This is a genomic window from Streptomyces sp. NPDC053665, from assembly GCF_055585285.1.
On the sequence record NZ_JBVJKK010000003.1, the window covers coordinates 310,975 to 330,107 of the forward strand.

Here is a 19,133-nt window from a genome sequence, read left to right on the forward strand (position 1 = left end):
AGAAGGTGACGGAGGTGGAAGGGGCCGCGGTCCGGCGGTCCGGGGCGGAGCCGTTGCTGCTCGGCGTGCGCCACCACGGACCGGGATCGGCGCGGGCCGTGCGGGCCGCGCTGGACCAGGCCCGGCCGGGTGCCGTGCTGGTCGAGGGGCCGCCCGAGGCGGACGCGCTGATCCCGCTCGCGGCCGACGAGGAGATGCGGCCGCCGGTCGCGCTGCTCGCCCACGCGGTGGACGAGCCCGGCCGCTCGGCGTTCTGGCCGCTGGCCGAGTTCTCCCCCGAGTGGGTGGCCCTGCGCTGGGCGCTGGAGCACGGTGTCCCGGCCCGCTTCATCGACCTGCCGGCCACGCACACCCTGGCGTGGGACGAGCAGGGGGACGCCGGAGGGGAGCGTCCTCCGGGTGAGCCCGGCGGCGACGGCGAAGCGCCGGGCCCGAACCCCGCCGAGGTGCGGATCGACCCGCTCGGCGTGCTCGCCGAGACCGCCGGGTACGACGACCCGGAGCGCTGGTGGGAGGACGTCGTCGAGCACCGGGGCACGGGCGGGGGCGACGCGCTCGCACCGTTCACGGCGCTCGAGGAGGCCATGGCGGCCCTGCGGGAGGCGTACGGCAGCGGCGGGCGCGACCGTGACCTGGTGCGCGAGGCGTACATGCGCCTCCACGTGCGCGCGGCGCAGAAGGAGTTCGCGGAAGGGGTCGCCGTCGTCTGCGGTGCCTGGCATGTTCCGGCCCTGCGGCGGAAGACCACCGTCACCGCCGACAAGGCGCTGCTGAAGGGCCTGCCCAAGGTCAAGACGGACATGACGTGGGTGCCGTGGACCCACCGCAGGCTGTCCCGGTTCAGCGGGTACGGCGCGGGCATCGACTCCCCGGGCTGGTACGGGCACCTGTTCGGCGCCCCCGACCGGCCGGTCGAGCGGTGGATGACCAAGGTGGCCGGGCTGCTGCGCGAGGAGGACCGGATCGTCTCCTCCGCCCATGTCATCGAGGCGGTACGGCTGGCGGAGACGCTCGCCGCGATGCGCGGCCGTCCGCTGCCCGGCCTGAGCGAGACGACCGACGCCGTGCGGGCGGTCATGTGCGAGGGCTCGGACGTGCCGCTGGCGCTGGTGCAGGACCGGCTGGTCGTGGGGGACGTGCTGGGGGAGGTGCCGCCGACGGCACCGGCCGTCCCGCTGCAACGCGATCTGGACCGGCTCCAGCGCAGGCTGCGGCTGAAGCCCGAGGCGCTGGAGCGCGAGCTGGAGCTCGACCTGCGCAAGGACACCGACGCCTCCCGCAGCAGACTCCTGCACCGGCTGCGGCTGCTCGGCATCGCCTGGGGCGAGCCGGCCGCGTCCAGGAGCAGCACGGGTACGTTCCGCGAGACATGGCGGCTGCGCTGGGAGCCGGAGCTGTCCGTGCGGATCGCCGAGGCCGGCGTGTGGGGCACGACCGTCCTGTCGGCCGCGACCGCCAAGGCCGAGGCCGACGCCGTCGCCGCCCGGGGGCTCGCGGACGTCACGGCACTCGCCGAGCGCTGCCTGCTGGCCGAACTGCCCGGCGCCCTGCCCACGGTGATGCGGATCCTGGCCGACCGCGCCGCCCTCGACGCGGACGTCGGCCACCTCGCCCAGGCGCTCCCGGCCCTGGTCCGTTCCCTGCGCTACGGAGACGTCCGCGGCACGGACACCGGGGCGCTGGGGGAGGTCGCCGCCGGTCTGGCCGAGCGCGTCTTCGTCGGCCTGCCGCCGGCCTGTGCCGCCCTGGACGCGGACGCCGCCGAGGAGATGCGGTCCCATGTGGACGCCGTGCACTCGGCCGTGGGTCTCCTCGGTGACGCACCCGCGGCGGGACACCGCCGGCTGAGGGACCGCTGGCAGGCCGTCCTCCGGGTGCTGACCGCGCGGGACACCGTGCCCGGGGTGATCAGGGGCCGGGCCGTGCGGCTGCTGCTCGACGACGGCGCCCTGGAGCAGGACGAGGCGGCGCGCCTCATGGGGCTCGTCCTGTCCCCGGGCACCCCGCCCGCGGACGCGGCCGCCTGGATCGAGGGCTTCGTCGGAGGAGGTTCCGGCGGCGGCCTGCTCCTCGTGCACGACGAACGGCTGCTCGGGCTGGTCGACGCCTGGCTGACCGGTGTGCCGGCCGACGCGTTCACGGACGTGCTGCCCCTACTGCGGCGCACGTTCTCGGCGTACGAATCCGGGGTGCGCCGCACCCTGGGCGAACTGGTCCGGCGCGGCCCGGGCACCACGGGGGGCGCGGCCGCCGCGGCGTCCGGCCCGCCCGGCTTCGCGCCCGAACTCGACCCGGCGCGTGCACAGGCCGTACTGCCGGTCGTCCGGCTGCTGCTCGGCCTGGACGAGGAACACGGTGACGACGAACTGACGGGGGTGACGGGATGACGACCGACGCGACGGCCGCGACCAGGACGGTCGCCGACACGCACGAGACGGACGGCCGGCCGGGGACGACCGTGCCGGTGATGCCGCTGTGGGAACGACCGCGAGCGGGAGGGCAACGGTGACGGCCGAGGCGACGGACGCCGCGCGGGAGAGGCTGCGGCGGTGGCGGCTGGTGCTCGGGGGCGAGGCCGCCGACGGCACGGGATGCGTGCTGCCCGGGCAGGACGCGGCGATGGACGGAGCGCTCACCGCGCTCTACGGCAGGAAGGACGGCGGGAAGCAGGCCGGCCGGGACCGTTCCGCGGGCCTCGGCGCGTCGGCCCCCTCGGTGGCCCGCTGGCTCGGCGACATCCGCACCTACTTCCCGTCCTCCGTCGTGCAGGTCATGCAGCGCGACGCCATCGACCGGCTCGGCCTCGCCACACTGCTGCTGGAGCCAGAGATGCTGGAGGCGGTCGAGGCCGACGTGCACCTGGTCGGCACGCTGCTGTCGCTCAACAAGGCCATGCCCGAGACCACGAAGGAGACGGCGCGGGCCGTGGTGCGCAAGGTCGTCGAGGACCTGGAGAAGCGCCTGGCCGGCCGCACCCGGGCCACCCTCACCGGCGCGCTGGACCGCAGCGCCCGCGTCAGCCGGCCCCGTCATCACGACATCGACTGGAACCGCACCATCGCGGCCAACCTCAAGCACTACCTGCCCGAGCACCGGACGATCGTGCCGGAGCGGCTCATCGGCTACGGGCGGGCGACCCGGTCCACGAAGAAGGAGGTCATCCTCTGTATCGACCAGTCGGGATCCATGGCGGCATCGGTCGTGTACGCATCGGTGTTCGGGGCGGTGCTCGCCTCGATGCGGACGATCTCCACGCGACTCGTCGTCTTCGACACGGCGGTGGCCGACCTGACCGATCAGCTCGACGACCCGGTGGACGTCCTGTTCGGCACGCAACTGGGCGGCGGCACGGACATCAACCGGGCGCTCGCCTACTGCCAGTCGCAGATCACCCGGCCCGCGGAGACCGTGGTCGTGCTGATCAGCGACCTCTACGAGGGCGGTATCCGCAACGAGATGCTCAAGCGGGTCGCGGCGATGAAGGCGTCGGGAGTGCAGTTCGTGACGCTGCTGGCGCTCTCGGACGAGGGGGCCCCGGCCTACGACCGTGAGCACGCGGCGGCCCTGGCGGCCCTCGGGGCGCCGGCGTTCGCCTGTACGCCCGACCTGTTCCCGGAGGTGATGGCGGCGGCGCTCGAGAAGCGGCCGCTGCCGATACCGGACGCGGCGTGAGGTGAGGCCGGGGGGCCGGACCCTCGGGGGTCGGGCAGGGGCGTCCCGCGGGCCTCACCGGGCCGGCCCCCGCCCGGTGAGGCGCCTCACTCCGGCACGCACCCCGGCACGCGCCCGGCACCCGCCTCCGGCACGCACCGCGACACCCGCCTCCGGCACGCCGTGCCAGGCAGCGCGGCATCATGTGACAGGTATCACCGCTCAGGTGTGACCCTCGATTTAGAGGCCCCCCGGAAGCAGCGATAACCTGCGAGACGGACATGCCGCGCGCTCGGACACCGTGTGCGCCTCCCTTGTGACAGACAGCGGACGTCACGTTGCCCTCGCGGCACGCCCACGCAGACAACGAACCGCGAGATCACTGATAGGGACGGAAGCGCGTGGACCTGTTCGAGTACCAGGCGAGGGACCTCTTCGCCAAGCACGATGTACCGGTGCTGGCCGGTGAAGTCATCGACACGCCTGAGGCGGCCCGCGCAGCCACCGAGCGCCTCGGTGGCAAGTCCGTCGTCAAGGCCCAGGTGAAGGTCGGCGGCCGCGGCAAGGCCGGTGGCGTGAAGCTCGCCGGCACCCCCGACGAGGCGGTCGAGCACGCGACCAACATCCTCGGCATGGACATCAAGGGCCACACGGTCCACAAGGTGATGATCGCCGAGACGGCCCCGGAGATCGTGGAGGAGTACTACGTCTCCTTCCTCCTGGACCGTGCCAACCGCACCTTCCTCTCCATCGCGTCCGTCGAGGGCGGCATGGAGATCGAGGAGGTGGCGGCCACCCGCCCCGAGGCCGTCGCCAAGACGCCGATCGACGCCAACGAGGGTGTCACCGAGGCCAAGGCCCGCGAGATCGTCGCGGCCGCCAAGTTCCCGGCCGAGGTCGCCGACAAGGTCGTGAACGTCCTGGTCAAGCTGTGGGACACCTTCATCAAGGAGGACGCCCTCCTGGTCGAGGTCAACCCGCTGGCCAAGGTCGCCTCCGGTGAGGTCATCGCCCTGGACGGCAAGGTCTCCCTGGACGAGAACGCCGAGTTCCGCCAGCCGGAGCACGAGGCCCTCCAGGACAAGGACGCGGCCAACCCGCTCGAGGCCGCCGCCAAGGAGAAGAACCTCAACTACGTCAAGCTCGACGGCGAGGTCGGCATCATCGGCAACGGCGCGGGTCTCGTCATGAGCACCCTGGACGTCGTCGCCTACGCCGGTGAGCAGCACGGCGGCGTCAAGCCCGCCAACTTCCTCGACATCGGTGGTGGCGCCTCCGCCGCCGTCATGGCGAACGGCCTGGAGATCATCCTCGGCGACCCGGATGTCAAGTCCGTGTTCGTCAACGTCTTCGGTGGCATCACCGCCTGCGACGAGGTCGCCAACGGCATCGTCCAGGCGCTGCAGCTGCTCAAGGACAAGGGCGAGGACGTCACCAAGCCCCTCGTCGTCCGCCTGGACGGCAACAACGCCGAGCTGGGTCGCAAGATCCTCTCCGACGCCAACCACCCGCTGGTCCAGCGCGTGGACACCATGGACGGCGCGGCCGACAAGGCCGCCGAGCTCGCGGCTGCTGCGAAGTAAGGGACGAGGGACTACACAGCCATGGCTATCTTCCTCAACAAGGACAGCAAGGTCATCGTCCAGGGCATGACCGGTGCCACGGGCATGAAGCACACCAAGCTCATGCTGGCCGACGGCACGAACATCGTCGGTGGCGTGAACCCGCGCAAGGCGGGCACGACCGTCGACGTCGACGGCACGGAGATCCCGGTCTTCGGCACGGTCGCCGAGGCGATCGAGAAGACGGGCGCGAACGTGTCCGTGCTCTTCGTCCCGCCGGCCTTCGCCAAGGCCGCCGTCGTCGAGGCCATCGACGCCGAGATCCCGCTCGCGGTCGTCATCACCGAGGGCATCGCCGTCCACGACTCGGCCGCGTTCTACGCCTACGCCGTGTCCAAGGGCAACAAGACCCGGATCATCGGCCCGAACTGCCCCGGTCTCATCACCCCGGGCCAGTCCAACGCCGGCATCATCCCGGGCGACATCACCAAGCCGGGCCGCATCGGCCTGGTCTCGAAGTCCGGCACGCTGACGTACCAGATGATGTACGAGCTGCGTGACATCGGGTTCTCCTCCGCCGTCGGCATCGGTGGCGACCCGGTCATCGGCACCACGCACATCGACGCCCTCGCCGCGTTCGAGGCCGACCCCGACACCGACCTGATCGTCATGATCGGCGAGATCGGCGGCGACGCCGAGGAGCGGGCCGCGGCGTACATCAAGGAGAACGTGAAGAAGCCGGTCGTCGGCTACGTCGCGGGCTTCACCGCGCCCGAGGGCAAGACCATGGGCCACGCCGGCGCCATCGTCTCCGGCTCCTCCGGCACGGCCGCCGCGAAGAAGGAGGCCCTCGAGGCCGCCGGCGTCAAGGTCGGCAAGACGCCGACCGAGACCGCCAAGCTCGCGCGCGAGATCCTCGCCGGCTGAGCGCGGACGCCGCACGACGGTGGGCCCGCCCCTTCTCCGGGGGCGGGCCCACCGTCGTCTGCGGAAGGCGCCGCGGAAGGCGCCGCGGACGCCGCAGTCGCGTCACCGTGGTTGCGGCAGCAGCCGTTCCGGCCCCTTCTGCTGCTGTTCGCGCAGCTTCGAGCGCAGCTTCCGCTCCGACTCCGACAGCGGACCGGGTGCCACCGGGGGCGGCACGCCCTGGACCGTCTCCCCGGGCGGAACGGGCGGCTCGTAACGCGTCGGGGCGGTGTGGAGCGTGAGGGCCGTGGTGCCGATGAGGGCGACCGTGAAGGCGATGGCGGCCCGGGTCCAGAATCGGGCCCGGCGTTCCCCGCCGCGGCGCACGACGGGCGGTTTGGCCGCACGCAGCCGTTCGGCGGAGGCCAGTTCCACCAGCCGCCAGTGCAGCACCTCCGGGTCCGCCAGGTCCGGCAGCCGCTCCGCGACCGCCTCGCGTGCGTGCGCCAGGCGGTTCACCGTCGCGCGGGTGCTCGCCTCCGTCTCCGCCGCCGTCTCGGGCAGCTCCAGGCCGACCCCGTCGTACAGCACCAGGGCGCGGCGGTAGGGCGGCGGCAGCTCCAGCAGGGTGCTCATCAACGCCCGGTCGAGGGCGTCGGAGGGTGGCGGCTCGGGGTGGCGGTGGCGGGGCCGCAGCCGGTGCCAGGGGGAGAGGGCCCACTCGTACGCCGCCGCGCGCACCCAGCCCGCCGGGTCGGGGTCCCGGGCCACCTCGGGCCAGCGCTGCCAGGCGTTCTGGAACGCCCGCTCGACCGACTCCCGGGCGAGGTCGCGGCGGCCGGTCAGCAGGTAGGTCTGCCGGACCAGTGCGGGTGCGCAGAAGGCGTACAGCGCGTCGAAGGACTCGGCCGGGGTCAGCGCGTCGGCCGCGCCGTCCGGCCGGCGGGGTCCGGCGGTGCCGGTGTGGGCGGGCCCCCGTTCGAGAAGGGGCGGCCGGTCCCGGACGGCCACGGAGGCCGGGGACCGGTGCTGTCCGGGCCCGTGCTCGTGCCCGTGCCCGCGGCCGCGGCCGACGGGGTGCTTCCGGTCCGGCCCCGTATGACGCTCACGGTCACGGTCCCGGGCGGGTACGGGGGCGTGGTCCGCGCCGGGCGGGTGGCCGGAGGGGTGTGCCCGGTCGTGCAGGGGGGTGTGCGGGCGGTCGGGAACCGGGCCGCGGGGCCGGTCGGGGGCCGCCGGGCCCCGGCGCCGCCGGGTGAAGAGGAACCGGCCTCGGCCGCCCCCGGCCCGCTTCCGCTCCACGGTGGCCGTACGGGACCCCTCGGACGCGGCCGGAGCCGTGACCGCGCTCCCACCGGGCTGGGCGGCCGGCTGGGTGTCCGCGGCCGAACTCGTATCGGCCGTCTCGTCGGTGCGCGACGCCTCCGCCTCGCCGCCCGCCGTGCCTGACGCCGCGTCGGCCGTCTCGCCTTCCCCCGCACCGGCTGCGTCCTGCTCGGCCTGCTCGGCCTGCTCGTCCTGAGAGGACCTCACCACCGGTTCGACGTCCAGGGAGTTCAGCAGCCTCGCGTACGTCTCCGCCTTGCGGCCGCGCGGCGTGGAGCGGCCGGTCTCCCATCCGCGCACCGTGTCGCTGGTGACACCTACCTGTGAGGCCAGCTGAGCGCGCGTCAGCGAGGCGCTCTCCCGCAGGCGTCGGCGCTCCTTGGGCGGTGGAAGCGGGATGTCGGGGCGCCGGCTCACAGGACGCTCCTCCGGCCGAAAAAGTACATAAACGTATATTGAGCGACACAGCGGTGGTTCGCCTGTTACGACGGGAAAGCGCGTGTCGTTGGGAGCATGGCCGTCGTGATGGAGATGACCGCCCGCCGACGTCCCTCGCCGCCCCTGCTCACCCGGATGCGCGACCGCTCACCCGGACTGGGCGGCGGTCTCGTGGACGGCGCCGTCGCGGCCGGGCTGGGCCTCGCCTCGTTCGCCGTCCTGGTGATGCTCCTCTGGATCACCTCGCCCTACCCCGACAGCGGGCCCGGCGGGGCGCTGCACGTGGCGGCGGCCCTGTGGCTGCTGGCCCACGGTGCCGAGCTGGTGCGCACCGACACGCTCTCCGGTGTCGCGGCCCCCCTGGGCGTCACCCCGCTGCTGCTGCTCGTGCTGCCGGTGTGGCTGCTGCACCGCGCGGGGCGGGACGCGGCGTTCGGCGGAGCGGGCGACGGGCACGACGGCGGCGCCGGCCACACGGCCTACGCCCGCTACGCCGACGAGGACGAAGGACCCCCGCTGGTGCCAGCCCGCACGGCGTGGACCGGTGCCGTCCTCGGCTACCTCGCCGTCGCCGCACCCGCCGCCCTCTACGCCGCCGGCGGTCCCCTGCGTCCGTCCTGGACGGGGGCCGGGGCGTGCGTTCCGCTGATCGCCGTCGTCGCGTCCGGAGCGGGCGTCTGGTCGGCGTACGGCCGTCCCGGCGGGCCGCTGCGACGGCTGCTGCACGTGCTGCCGAGGTCCCTGCGGCCGCTGCTGCTCGGCCCGGACGGGCGCCCGGGCGCCGCCACCCGGGCCGCGGGCGCCGGACTGGCGGCCCTGCTCGGCGGCGGTGCCCTGCTGCTCGCGGTATCGCTGGTCTGGCACGGGGCGAGCGCGCAGGGGGCGTTGCTGCGGCTGACCGAGGGCTGGTCGGGGCGGTTCGCGGTGCTGCTGCTGTGCGTGGCTCTGCTGCCCAACGCGGCGGTGTGGGGTGCGGCCTACGCGCTGGGCCCCGGTTTCGCGCTCGGCGCCGGTCACGCCGTCAGCCCTCTCGCCTCCGCGCCGGCTCCGCTCCTGCCTCCCTTCCCTCTGCTGGCGGCGGTGCCGGAGGCGGGGCCGGGGACGCTCGTGCACTGGCTGGCGGGGCTGGTGCCGGCCGTCGCCGGTGTGGTGGTCGGCTGGACGGCCGCCAAGGCCGCCACCCCCTCGGCCCGGCCCCAGCCCGGCACTGCCCCGCCACCGAAGGGCACGGCGGCCGGGTCCGTCCCGCAGCAGGACGGCACGGGGCCGGGCGGCGAGGGCGCGCCCGCCGTCTGGCCCGCCGGACGCACGGCCCGGGCCGCGGCTCTGGGGGCGCTGCTCTGCGCGGCCCTGCTGACCGGGCTCGCCGTACCGGCGGGCGGACCGCTCGGCGTGGACGTCCTGGCGGAGTTCGGGCCGGTCTGGTGGCAGGTGGGCGCCGCGGCCCTGGCGTGGCTGGTGCTGCCGGCCGTGCTCACGGCACTGGTGGTGCGCTCGTGGCGGAGCCGGAGCCGGACGCTCTCGGCGGAGCAGCCGGGCATCGGCAGGCAGCGGGAGGAGGCCGGGCCGGGGCGCCCGGAGAAGGGCTCGCTGCTCGGCCGCCGCTTCCCGCGCACCGGCGTCGCGGGGCCGGCCGGGGTCACCGGGAGTGCCGACCCGGCGAAGGCGGGGCCGTCGGCGTCGGCGTCGGCGCCCCCGGACAACGCAGCCGACGCGTTCCGGTCCTCCCTCGGGCACGACGCCCTGTACGGACTGGGCGACCAGGACGACGACCCCGGCTACGAGCCGTACGACTTCCTGCCGCAGGACCCGGCCTTCGGCTTCGACCCCCTGCCGGCGGACCGGACACCGCAGCCTTTCGACAAGGCCGCCGGCCGCATGTCCCACCACACCGACACCGACACCGACATGGGCACCGAAACCGACACCGACACCACCGACGGGTCACCGCCCCCGCCCGACCGGTCCACTGGGCCCGGCCGGGGCTGACGCGGCGGCCGGGGGCCGAAGGGGCGGCCGGGGCGTCAGCCGTCCGTGCCGAACAGACCCCGCAGCTCCTCGGGCAGAAGCCGGGAGCACGACTGCTTCGCCTCGTTGGTCAGAGCGTCGTTCGTGCACGTGTAGTAGTCGCGGTAGACGAGCTGGGCCGCGAAGGACGCGGCGACCAGGGCGATCGCCAGCGACGCCGTGACCAGGCCGCTCACCGCCGCCGTCGTCTGCGGACGGCTCTGCTGCTCGGGGGCCGCCGGGGCGTCCGGCTCGGCCGGGCGGGGCTTGGCGCGCAGCGCGCTGATGGCCCAGTACAGGGCGAGCGCGCCGAGCAGCAGGGCCAGGTACTGCCAGCCGAACAGCGCGAAGAAGAAGGCCCACATGCCCGACAGCAGGGAGTAGCGCGCCCGGCGCTGGGCGGGGTCGGTCGGGTCCCAGCGCATGGCCGGCCCGCCGCCCTGGGGGCCGCCGCCCTTGTCCTCGGGGCCGCGCGGGCGGTCGCCGAAGCCGTCGGGGGAGCGGCCGGGCTGCCGGTCGCTCCACCGGCTGCCCCACGGGGAACGGTCGCCCTCCTCGCCGTCCCGGGAGCCGTCACCGGACGGGCGCCGGGGCTGCCAGGGGCGGTCCGGGGTGCCCTCGGGCGGCGGGGCGAAGGGGTTGTTCTCTTCGCGACCGCGGCCCCGGCCGTCCGGGCCCTCGCCGCCGGACGGGGCGTCGGGCGGTGAGCTGGGGCGCTCCCGCAGCAGCACGGCGCCGCGCTCCCCTCCCTGTGCTGACAGCTGGGGGATCGTGGGGAGTCGCAGGCTGCGGTCCGGCATCAAGGTGAGCGTCTTCCCGTTGGTGAGGGGGCATCGGTGGACAGAACTGGGGGGTGGTGACGGAACCCGGCCCGTCACCTCCTGAACGCACCGCGTCCGGAAGGCGTTCCCGGACCGGCTCCGCCCAGACGCTACCTCCCGGCCGGGCCCCCGTCCCGTGGGGGCCGTCCGGAGTGCCGGTATCGTTGCTGACGGCCGGCCGGTTCGTAGGCTTCCCCGTATCCGGGGAGGCGCAGCATTCGTAGGATCGCACCAACGTGGCGCACGGACGCCGGAACGGCCGCCCGGACCGACGCTCCCCCGAGAAAGGCCCACCACCGTGGCCGCCAAGCCTGTGGCCCCGCGCGCCAAGCGCCTCGTCGTGCTGGTCTCCGGATCAGGCACCAACCTCCAGGCGCTGCTCGACGAGATCGCCGCCACCGGCGCGCAGGAGTACGGGGCCGAGATCGTCGCCGTCGGCGCCGACCGCGCGGGCATCGAGGGCCTGGCCCGCGCCGAGCGCGCCGGCCTGCCGACCTTCGTGTGCCGGGTGAAGGACCACGGCAGCCGCGAGGAGTGGGACGCCGCGCTCGCCGAGGCCGTCGCCGCCTTCGCACCCGACCTCGTCGTCTCCGCCGGGTTCATGAAGATCGTCGGCAAGGAGTTCCTCGCCCGGTTCGGCGGGCGGTTCGTCAACACCCACCCGGCCCTGCTGCCCAGTTTCCCGGGGGCCCACGGCGTGCGGGACGCGCTCGCGTACGGCGCCAGGGTCACCGGCTGCACCGTCCACTTCGTCGACGACGGCGTCGACACCGGGCCGATCATCGCGCAGGGCGTGGTGGAGATCCGGGACGAGGACGACGAAGGCGCTCTGCACGAGCGCATCAAGGAAGTCGAGCGAAGGCTGCTCGTCGAGGTCGTGGGGCGGCTCGCCCGCAACGGCTATCGCATTGAGGGACGAAAGGTAGTTATCCAGTGACCGCCGAGAGCAACAAGCGGCCCCTTCGCCGGGCGCTCGTCAGCGTCTACGACAAGACCGGTCTCGAGGACCTCGCGCGCGGGCTCCACGAGGCCGGGGTCGAGCTCGTCTCCACGGGCTCCACGGCCGCGAAGATCGCCGCTGCCGGCGTCCCCGTCACCAAGGTCGAGGAGCTGACCGGCTTCCCCGAGTGCCTGGACGGCCGGGTGAAGACGCTGCACCCGCGCGTGCACGCCGGCATCCTCGCCGACCTGCGCCTGGACAGCCACCGCGAGCAGCTCGCCGAGCTGGGTGTGGAGCCGTTCGACCTCGTCGTGGTCAACCTCTACCCGTTCCGCGAGACCGTCGCCTCCGGCGCCTCCCCCGACGAGTGCGTCGAGCAGATCGACATCGGCGGCCCCTCGATGGTCCGCGCCGCCGCCAAGAACCACCCCTCGGTCGCGGTCGTGACCAGCCCCGCCCGCTACGCCGACGTCCTGTCCGCCGTGCAGAACGGCGGCTTCGACCTCGCCACGCGCAAGCGGCTCGCCGCCGAGGCCTTCCAGCACACCGCCGCCTACGACGTGGCCGTGGCCTCCTGGTTCGCCTCCTCCTACGCGCCGGTCGACGAGTCGCAGTTCCCCGACTTCCTCGGCGCCACCTGGGAGCGCGAGCACACCCTGCGCTACGGCGAGAACCCGCACCAGCCGGCCGCGCTGTACGTCTCCGGCACGGGCGGTCTCGCCCAGGCCGAGCAGCTGCACGGCAAGGAGATGTCGTACAACAACTACACGGACACGGACGCCGCCCGCCGTGCCGCGTACGACCACGCCGAGCCCTGCGTCGCGATCATCAAGCACGCCAACCCCTGCGGCATCGCGATCGGCGCGGACGTCGCCGAGGCGCACCGCAAGGCCCACGCCTGCGACCCGCTGTCGGCGTTCGGCGGTGTGATCGCCGTCAACCGCCCGGTCAGCAAGGAGATGGCCGAGCAGGTCGCGGAGATCTTCACCGAGGTCATCGTCGCGCCGGACTACGAGGACGGCGCGCTGGAGGCCCTCACCAAGAAGAAGAACATCCGGGTGCTGCGCTGCCCCGAGGGCCCGGCCGCCCCGGTCGAGGTCAAGCCGATCGACGGCGGCGCGCTGCTGCAGGTCACCGACCGGCTCCAGGCCGACGGCGACGACCCGGCCAACTGGACGCTGGCGACCGGCGAGGCGCTGGGCGAGGCCGAGCTGGCCGAGCTGGCCTTCGCCTGGAAGGCCTGCCGTGCGGTGAAGTCCAACGCCATCCTGCTCGCCCGGGACGGCGCCTCGGTGGGCGTCGGCATGGGTCAGGTCAACCGCGTCGACTCCGCGAAGCTGGCCGTCGAGCGGGCGGGCGCCGAGCGCGCGGCGGGTGCGTACGCCGCCTCCGACGCGTTCTTCCCCTTCCCGGACGGGCTGGAGATCCTCACCGAGGCGGGCGTGAAGGCCGTGGTGCAGCCCGGTGGCTCGGTCCGTGACGAACTGGTCGTCGAGGCCGCGCGGAAGGCGGGCGTCACGATGTACTTCACGGGGACGCGGCACTTCTTCCACTGAGACCGGGGCGGTCCCACGGGAACGAGGGCGGCGCCGCGCGGGAACGCGCGGCGCCGCCCGTTTTTCTGCCCCACCCGGACCCTTATCGGCGGGCCGGACCCCGAGTAACATACAGACTGATCTGTTTCAGGGGCTCCGTTCCGGTCCCCGCCCCGCACGCTCGGAGATCCGTCCCATGCCACGACAGGAACGCGCCCTGCGGACCCGGGCGCTGCTGCTCCGGTCCGCCGCCGAATGCATCAAGGAGCACGGCTACGACGGTGCCAGCACCACCGAAGTGCTCCGGCGGGCGGGTCTGACCCGGGGGGCCCTCTACTTCCACTTCGCCTCCAAGGAGGCGCTGGCCGACGCCATCGTCGAGTACCAGATCCCGTTGCTGCAGCCGGTGACCGCGGACTGCCCGCTGCAGGCGGCCATCGATCTGACGCTGTCCTACGCGCGGCGGCTGCAGACCGATGTGATCCTCCAGGCCGCGGTGCGGCTGGCGACCGAGGAGACCTCCTACGAGCCCGGCACCCGTCCCTACCTCTGGTCGCAGGAGACCGTGGGTGCTCTGCTGCAGCAGGCGAGCAGGCAGGGCGAACTCCTGCCGCACACCGACCCCGAGGAGCTCGCGATCCTGGTCGTCGGGGCCTTCACCGGCATCCAGCTGCTGTCCCAGCTGTCGACCGGCCGGGTGGACCTGCTGCACCGGATCTGCGTGCTGTGGCGGGCCATGCTGCCCGGTATCGCCGCACCGGGGCTGCTGCTGCGGCTGCGGGCCGACGAGAGGCGGGCCGAGGAGCTGGAGCAGTTCGAGGCCCACGCCGGCCGTGTGCTGCACGACGTCGGCTGAACCGGGCGCGTGGCGAGCGTCACGCCCCTGCGCGTGGCTGACGCGGATATGTCACAGCGCCGAAACGTACAAGCATGTATGTTTGTTATGAGGCCAGGCGGCACGGGGGAGCTGCTGGAGGCTGAACAACCCTCCCCCCTGCTCTGCCACAAACAGAAGGGGAACCGTAACCGTGGGAAACGCTGCTTCCGCCAGGCGCGTGGCATCTCCGCATCTCCTCGAACTCGGCCGGTTCCTGATGGCACGGCGGGCCGAGGTGTCACCGAACCAGGTCGGACTCCCGGACGCGGGCAAGCGCCGGACGCCGGGGCTGCGCCGGGAGGAGGTCGCCCTCCTCGCCGGGGTCGGGGTCTCCTGGTACACGTGGATCGAACAGGGCCGCGCCGAGAACGTCTCGGGGGAGGTGCTGGACTCCATCGCCCGGGTGCTGCGCCTCAGCGAGAACCAGCGGCTGTACCTGCGCCAGCTCGCGGGCGTACAGGCCGTGCCGCTGCTGCCGGCCAGCCCGCCGGAGGCGGAGGCCATGCGGCCGTTCGTCGAGAACTGGTGGCCCAACCCGGCGTACATCGCCGACCACGCGTGGAACGTCGTCGTCGCCAACGCCGCCGCGGAGTCCCTCCTCGGCATCCGCGGAGGGCGCACCGACGAGGCGCCGGTCGACCGCGGTGCGGCCGCCGGTCACGGGCGACGGCAGCGGCCGTACAACGTCCTGCGGGAGTTCTTCCTCAACGAGGACGTGCGCTCCGCCTACCCGCTGTGGGAGAAGATCGCGCCCGGCGTCGTGGCGCGCTTCCGCAGCCAGGTGGCGCTGCACATCGAGGACGCGGCGATCCCCGCGCTCGTGGAGGAACTGCGCGACGCCAGCCCGCTGTTCGCGCGGCTGTGGGACCGGCACGAGGTGCTGGAGGACTCCTGCGGTCCCGAACTCCTCACCCACCCTGCCGTCGGGGACCTGCATTTCACTCGAGCCACACTCGACTTCACCCGCCGCATCGCCCTGCGGATGACGGTGTTCCTGCCCACCCCGGGCACCGGCACGGAGGCCGCGCTGCGCAGGATGTCGCACGTGTCGCTGGGGCAGCAGATGAACAGCCTGGGCTCCGGCGACCTGGTGCGGGAGGCCCGGTGACCACCGTCGTGAACAGCCATGTGACGCATCCGGTCGCCGTCGCGCTCGGCACCCACCGCCTGACCTACCTGCCGGACGGCTACGTGCAGCTGAACCCGAGGACGTGGTTCCCGGACTCGCCCGAGGCGTTCTGGCGGGACCACGCCCACCACCTCGACGAGGAGGGCTTCCTGCGGGCGTCGGTCGGCGCGCTGCTCGTCGAGTGGGAGGACCGGGCGATGCTCGTCGACACCGGCTTCGGCCCGGTCCGCGTCCCCGCCGAGCACACGATCGCGCCCCTCGGACGCCTCCAGGGCGGAGGGCTGCCGGACGCCCTCGCCGCCGTCGGGAGCACGTGGGAATCGGTGGACACCGTGGCGTTCACGCACGTCCACGACGACCACGTCGGCTGGGCCTCCGACGAGCGGCTCGGCGGCGCCCGGTTCCTGGCCTCGGCGGCCGAGTGGCGGGGGGCGCACCGCCGGCCGGCCGGGCAGCCGGTGGCCGTGCGGGACGGCCAGGAGGTGTTCCCCGGCGTGACGGCCGTCGCCACGCCCGGTCACACCCCGGGACACCTCTCCTACGTGATCCGCGGTGGGGCGGACGGCCCCACGGCCGTGGTCGTGGGCGACGTGCTGCACTCGGCCCTGCAACTGGCCGACCTCACCTGGCGGGCGGCCTCGGACCTCGACCCCGCCGAAGCGGTCCGCAGCCGCCGCAAGATCGTCGCCCACCTCTCCCGGCCGGGCGCCATCGGATTCGCCGGCCACTTCTCCGGCGCGGTGTTCGGACGGCTCGCGGACTCCGGCGGCGGGCCGCGCTGGGAGCCCCTCGGCTGACCTCTCGCCCCACCCCCTTCGGCGGCTGCTGTGTTCCGGCAGCCGCCGAACTGCGTTGTGCGGACCGGGACTTGTTCCCGATCTCGGCCTAAGTGGCTGTTCCCTTCTGTTGGCGCGACCAATATGTTGCCTGCGCACTGGCAGGTCCCCGGGCACCGGCTGAGCCTTGAGGCATGTCCTCAACGGTTGTTACCCCGATGTCCTGCACGACACCGGTCGAGCCGCGGCGGCTGCGCTCCGTCGCCGGGAGGTTCACCACCGGAGTGGTGGCCGTGACGGCCCTGCGCGCCGCGGACGGTGCTCCGGCAGGGCTCGCCGTCAACTCGTTCACCTCGGTGTCCCTGGACCCTCCGCTCGTGCTGTTCTGCGTGGCGCGGACCAGCACCAGCTGGCCCGACGTCCGTTCGGCGGACCGCTTCTGCGTGAACATCCTCGGCGAGGGCCAGCGCGATCTCAGCACCCGGTTCGCCACCAGCGGGGCCGGCAAGTTCGACGGCGTCCCCTGGACGCCGTCGCCGGGCGGGGCTCCCGTGCTCGACGGGTCGATCGGCTGGATCGAGTGCTCCGTCGAGGAGGAGATACCCGCCGGCGACCACGACCTGGTGCTCGCGCGCGTCCACGACCTGGACACGCACCACGAGGACGAGCCCCTGCTGTTCTTCCGCGGGCTGTACGGGCGTTACGCCCGGATGTGACCCGCGTCCAGCCACGTACCGAAGGAAAGGACGACGCATTCGTGATGCACACAGCGGCCCCGATCGGAGTGGGGATCGTCGGACTCAGCGCCGACGGCGGCTGGGGGGCGCGCGGGCACCTGCCGGCGCTCAGAGCCGTCGGAGGGTACGAACTCCGCGCGCTGACGGCCTCCACACCCGACTCGGCGCGCAAGGCCGCCGCGGCCTTCGAACTGCCGGAATCGGCCGCCGGGACGGATGCCGCCGCACTCGCGGACCGGGACGACGTCGACCTCGTGGTGGTCACCGTCCGTGTGCCCCGCCACCGGGAGCTGATCCTGCCGGCCCTGCGGGCGGGCAAGACGGTGCTCAGCGAGTGGCCGCTGGGCAACGGCCTGGCCGAGGCCGAGGAACTGGCGGGGCTCGCCGCCGCGACGGGTGTGCGCACCGCCGTCGGTCTGCAGGCGCGGTCCGCTCCCGTGGTGCGCTACCTGCGCGACCTCGTGGCGGACGGATACGTCGGGGACGTGCTGTCCACCACGCTGGTGGGATCCGGCGGCGGCTGGGGACCGGAGGTGGCGGAGCGCACCGCGTACACCGCGGACCGGGCCAACGGCGCCACCCTGCTGACCGTCCCGTTCGGCCACACCCTGGACGCCCTGACCATGGTGCTGTCCGGATTCGCGACCCTGACCGCCACCACCGCGACGCGACGCCCCCGGGTACGGGTCTCCGAGACCGGCGCCCGGATCCCCATGACCGCCGAGGACCAGATCGCCGTCACCGGGCGGCTGGAGAGCGGTGCGATCGCCTCCCTGCACTACCGGGGCGGCTCGTCGCGCGGCACCAACCTGCTCTGGGAGATCAACGGCACGGAGGGCGATCTGGTGCTGACCGGTGACTCCGGCCATCTCCAGTTCGGCCAGGTGGAGCTCCGCGGCGCCCGGGGCGACCAGCGCGAGCTGCGCCCGCTGACGGTCCCCGACGACTATCTGCTGCCCGACGGGATCGACCGCCTGCCGTCCCTCCAGGGCCCCGCCCACGTGGTCGCCCACGCCTACCACCAACTGCGCACGGACCTGCGCGACGGCACCTCCGTGGTGCCGGACTTCGCGCACGCCGCCGCGCACCACCGGCTGCTGGACCGCGTCGTCCACGCGGCCCGGAGCGGCGAACCGCAGTAACCCCCCCCGACCCGGCGCGCGCAGGCCGCACGCCGTGCCCGACGGGCACGCGGTCGCGCGCGCCGCCACCCCCTACCCCAGGAGAACCATGCACACCGGCTTCGGAGCCTTCCTCTCCCCCCTGCACGCCCCCGGACAGGACCCCCACCTGACCATCCGCCGCGACCTGAGCCTGGTGGAGCACCTCGACGAACTCAACTTCGACGAGTGCTGGTTCGGGGAGCACCACTCACTGTCCTGGCCGACGGTCGGCGCACCGGAGACGATGATCGCGGCCCTGGCCGACCGGACCCGGCAGATCAAGCTCGCCAACGGCGTGGTGACGCTGCCCTTCCACCACCCCTTCCACGTCGCCACCCGGGCGATCATGCTCGACCACCTGACGCGCGGCCGCTACATCCTGGGCGTCGGCCCCGGCGCCACCCCGAACGACGCCCACATGCTCGGGCTCGACCTGGGCGAACTCAAGCGCATGGCGCGCGAAGCCGTCCCGACCGTCGTCGAACTGGTCAACGGCGAGGAGCGGATCTCCGAGAAGACGGACTGGTACACGCTGCAGGACGCCAAGATGCAGCTGCCGCGCTACAGCAAGCCCGGCATCGAGATCGCCGTCTCCAGCGTGGGCACCCCCAACAGCCCGCAGCTCGCCGGCAAGTACGGCCTCGGCCTGCTGTCGTTCGGCGCGCCGCCGCCCGGCTGGCCGGCCGTGGACCTGGCCCGGCAGTGGCAGTACGCGGAGGAGTCGGCGGAGGAGCACGGCCGGCAGGTGGACCGCCGCAACTGGCGCATCGCCGTGCCGCTGCACATCGCCGAGACCCGCCGGCAGGCCTTCGACGACGCCCGGGAGGGCTTCGGCAAGTGGCTGCACGGCTACTGGGGCGAGGCGGTCGGCGCGGACGTCCTGAGCGGTCTGGAGGGCGTACCGGAGTCCCAGCACCTGGAGGCGACCGTCGAGCAGGGACGGGCCGTCGTCGGATCGGTCGAGGACGCGGTGGAGGCCATCCGGCAGTTGCAGGAGACGACCGGCGGGTTCGGCACGTTCCTCACCTACGTCGTCAACTGGGCCTCCTTCGAGAAGGTGAAGCGCAGCTTCGAGCTGCTGGCGACCGAGGTGGCCCCGCGGTTCACCGGCTCCGCCGACCGCGGGCTGGAGTCGGTGCGGTGGAGCACCGAGAACCGGGCCCTGTTCCCGCACACCGAACCGCTGCGCGCCCGACTCGGCGCCACCGCCTCCTGATCCCCTTCCCTCCTGTCGCGCCCGGTCCACCTGTGGGCCGGGCGCGCGC

At 73.7% G+C, this 19,133-nt stretch carries 16 protein-coding genes; 14 read left to right on the forward strand and 2 right to left on the reverse strand.

The window, feature by feature from the left end; translation table 11 throughout:
* The first annotated feature begins 5 nt into the window (after positions 1 to 5).
* The 5 genes from ACZ6ZN_RS14385 to sucD all read left to right on the forward strand — a co-directional run bounded on the left by ACZ6ZN_RS14385 (position 6) and on the right by sucD (position 6,140).
* A complete protein-coding gene (locus tag ACZ6ZN_RS14385; protein WP_469646119.1) occupies positions 6 to 2,387 on the forward strand; it encodes a DUF5682 family protein in 2,382 nt (793 codons plus the stop codon).
* Positions 2,384 to 2,509, forward strand: a complete 126-nt coding sequence (locus ACZ6ZN_RS14390; protein WP_469646121.1) for a hypothetical protein — start codon at positions 2,384 to 2,386, stop codon at positions 2,507 to 2,509. Before ACZ6ZN_RS14385 ends, ACZ6ZN_RS14390 begins: the two co-directional genes overlap by 4 nt.
* A complete protein-coding gene (locus ACZ6ZN_RS14395) occupies positions 2,506 to 3,672 on the forward strand; it encodes a VWA domain-containing protein (protein ID WP_469646124.1) in 1,167 nt (388 codons plus the stop codon). Before ACZ6ZN_RS14390 ends, ACZ6ZN_RS14395 begins: the two co-directional genes overlap by 4 nt.
* Positions 3,673 to 4,052: 380 nt before the next feature.
* A complete protein-coding gene (gene sucC / locus ACZ6ZN_RS14400) occupies positions 4,053 to 5,234 on the forward strand; it encodes an ADP-forming succinate--CoA ligase subunit beta (RefSeq protein WP_398106970.1) in 1,182 nt (393 codons plus the stop codon).
* A gap of 21 nt (positions 5,235 to 5,255) precedes the next feature.
* Positions 5,256 to 6,140 (forward strand): succinate--CoA ligase subunit alpha, encoded by an 885-nt coding sequence (gene sucD / locus ACZ6ZN_RS14405; RefSeq protein ID WP_398106969.1) that lies wholly within the window; start codon positions 5,256 to 5,258, stop codon positions 6,138 to 6,140.
* Between the two features lie 102 nt (positions 6,141 to 6,242).
* On the opposite strand, the gene ACZ6ZN_RS14410 is transcribed toward sucD, so the two are convergent.
* Complete coding sequence (locus tag ACZ6ZN_RS14410) at positions 6,243 to 7,862, reverse strand: helix-turn-helix domain-containing protein (protein WP_469646126.1); 1,620 nt, start codon at positions 7,860 to 7,862, stop codon at positions 6,243 to 6,245.
* Positions 7,863 to 7,958: 96 nt separating this feature from the next.
* Between ACZ6ZN_RS14410 and ACZ6ZN_RS14415 the strand changes: the two genes are divergently transcribed.
* Entirely contained in the window at positions 7,959 to 9,872 is a 1,914-nt protein-coding gene (locus tag ACZ6ZN_RS14415) for a cell division protein PerM (RefSeq protein ID WP_469646129.1), read from the forward strand.
* A 35-nt stretch (positions 9,873 to 9,907) separates the two neighbouring features.
* Here the strand turns inward: ACZ6ZN_RS14415 and ACZ6ZN_RS14420 are convergent, their stop codons facing one another.
* Entirely contained in the window at positions 9,908 to 10,690 is a 783-nt protein-coding gene (locus ACZ6ZN_RS14420; protein WP_469646131.1) for a hypothetical protein, read from the reverse strand.
* A gap of 319 nt (positions 10,691 to 11,009) precedes the next feature.
* Here ACZ6ZN_RS14420 and purN point away from each other — a divergent pair, with 319 nt between their 5' ends.
* The 8 genes from purN to ACZ6ZN_RS14460 all read left to right on the forward strand — a co-directional run bounded on the left by purN (position 11,010) and on the right by ACZ6ZN_RS14460 (position 19,084).
* Entirely contained in the window at positions 11,010 to 11,648 is a 639-nt protein-coding gene (gene purN / locus ACZ6ZN_RS14425; protein ID WP_398106965.1) for a phosphoribosylglycinamide formyltransferase, read from the forward strand.
* Positions 11,645 to 13,207 (forward strand): bifunctional phosphoribosylaminoimidazolecarboxamide formyltransferase/IMP cyclohydrolase, encoded by a 1,563-nt coding sequence (gene purH / locus ACZ6ZN_RS14430; RefSeq protein ID WP_469646134.1) that lies wholly within the window; start codon positions 11,645 to 11,647, stop codon positions 13,205 to 13,207. Before purN ends, purH begins: the two co-directional genes overlap by 4 nt.
* 175 nt (positions 13,208 to 13,382) lie before the next feature.
* The gene (locus ACZ6ZN_RS14435; RefSeq protein ID WP_469646136.1) at positions 13,383 to 14,042 is read left to right on the forward strand and encodes a ScbR family autoregulator-binding transcription factor; all 660 of its coding nucleotides are present in this window, start codon (positions 13,383 to 13,385) and stop codon (positions 14,040 to 14,042) included.
* 199 nt (positions 14,043 to 14,241) lie between these two features.
* Positions 14,242 to 15,171, forward strand: a complete 930-nt coding sequence (locus ACZ6ZN_RS14440; protein WP_469646139.1) for a helix-turn-helix transcriptional regulator — start codon at positions 14,242 to 14,244, stop codon at positions 15,169 to 15,171.
* Positions 15,168 to 15,989, forward strand: a complete 822-nt coding sequence (locus tag ACZ6ZN_RS14445) for an MBL fold metallo-hydrolase (protein WP_469646142.1) — start codon at positions 15,168 to 15,170, stop codon at positions 15,987 to 15,989. The genes ACZ6ZN_RS14440 and ACZ6ZN_RS14445 overlap by 4 nt, the downstream gene beginning before the upstream one ends.
* Before the next feature lie 197 nt (positions 15,990 to 16,186).
* The gene (locus ACZ6ZN_RS14450) at positions 16,187 to 16,684 is read left to right on the forward strand and encodes a flavin reductase family protein (RefSeq protein WP_469646145.1); all 498 of its coding nucleotides are present in this window, start codon (positions 16,187 to 16,189) and stop codon (positions 16,682 to 16,684) included.
* A 44-nt stretch (positions 16,685 to 16,728) separates the two neighbouring features.
* Positions 16,729 to 17,847: a Gfo/Idh/MocA family protein gene (locus tag ACZ6ZN_RS14455; RefSeq protein ID WP_469646904.1), complete on the forward strand. Its 1,119-nt coding sequence runs from the start codon at positions 16,729 to 16,731 to the stop codon at positions 17,845 to 17,847.
* Between the two features lie 88 nt (positions 17,848 to 17,935).
* Positions 17,936 to 19,084 (forward strand): LLM class flavin-dependent oxidoreductase, encoded by a 1,149-nt coding sequence (locus ACZ6ZN_RS14460; RefSeq protein WP_469646146.1) that lies wholly within the window; start codon positions 17,936 to 17,938, stop codon positions 19,082 to 19,084.
* Positions 19,085 to 19,133 lie beyond the last annotated feature (49 nt).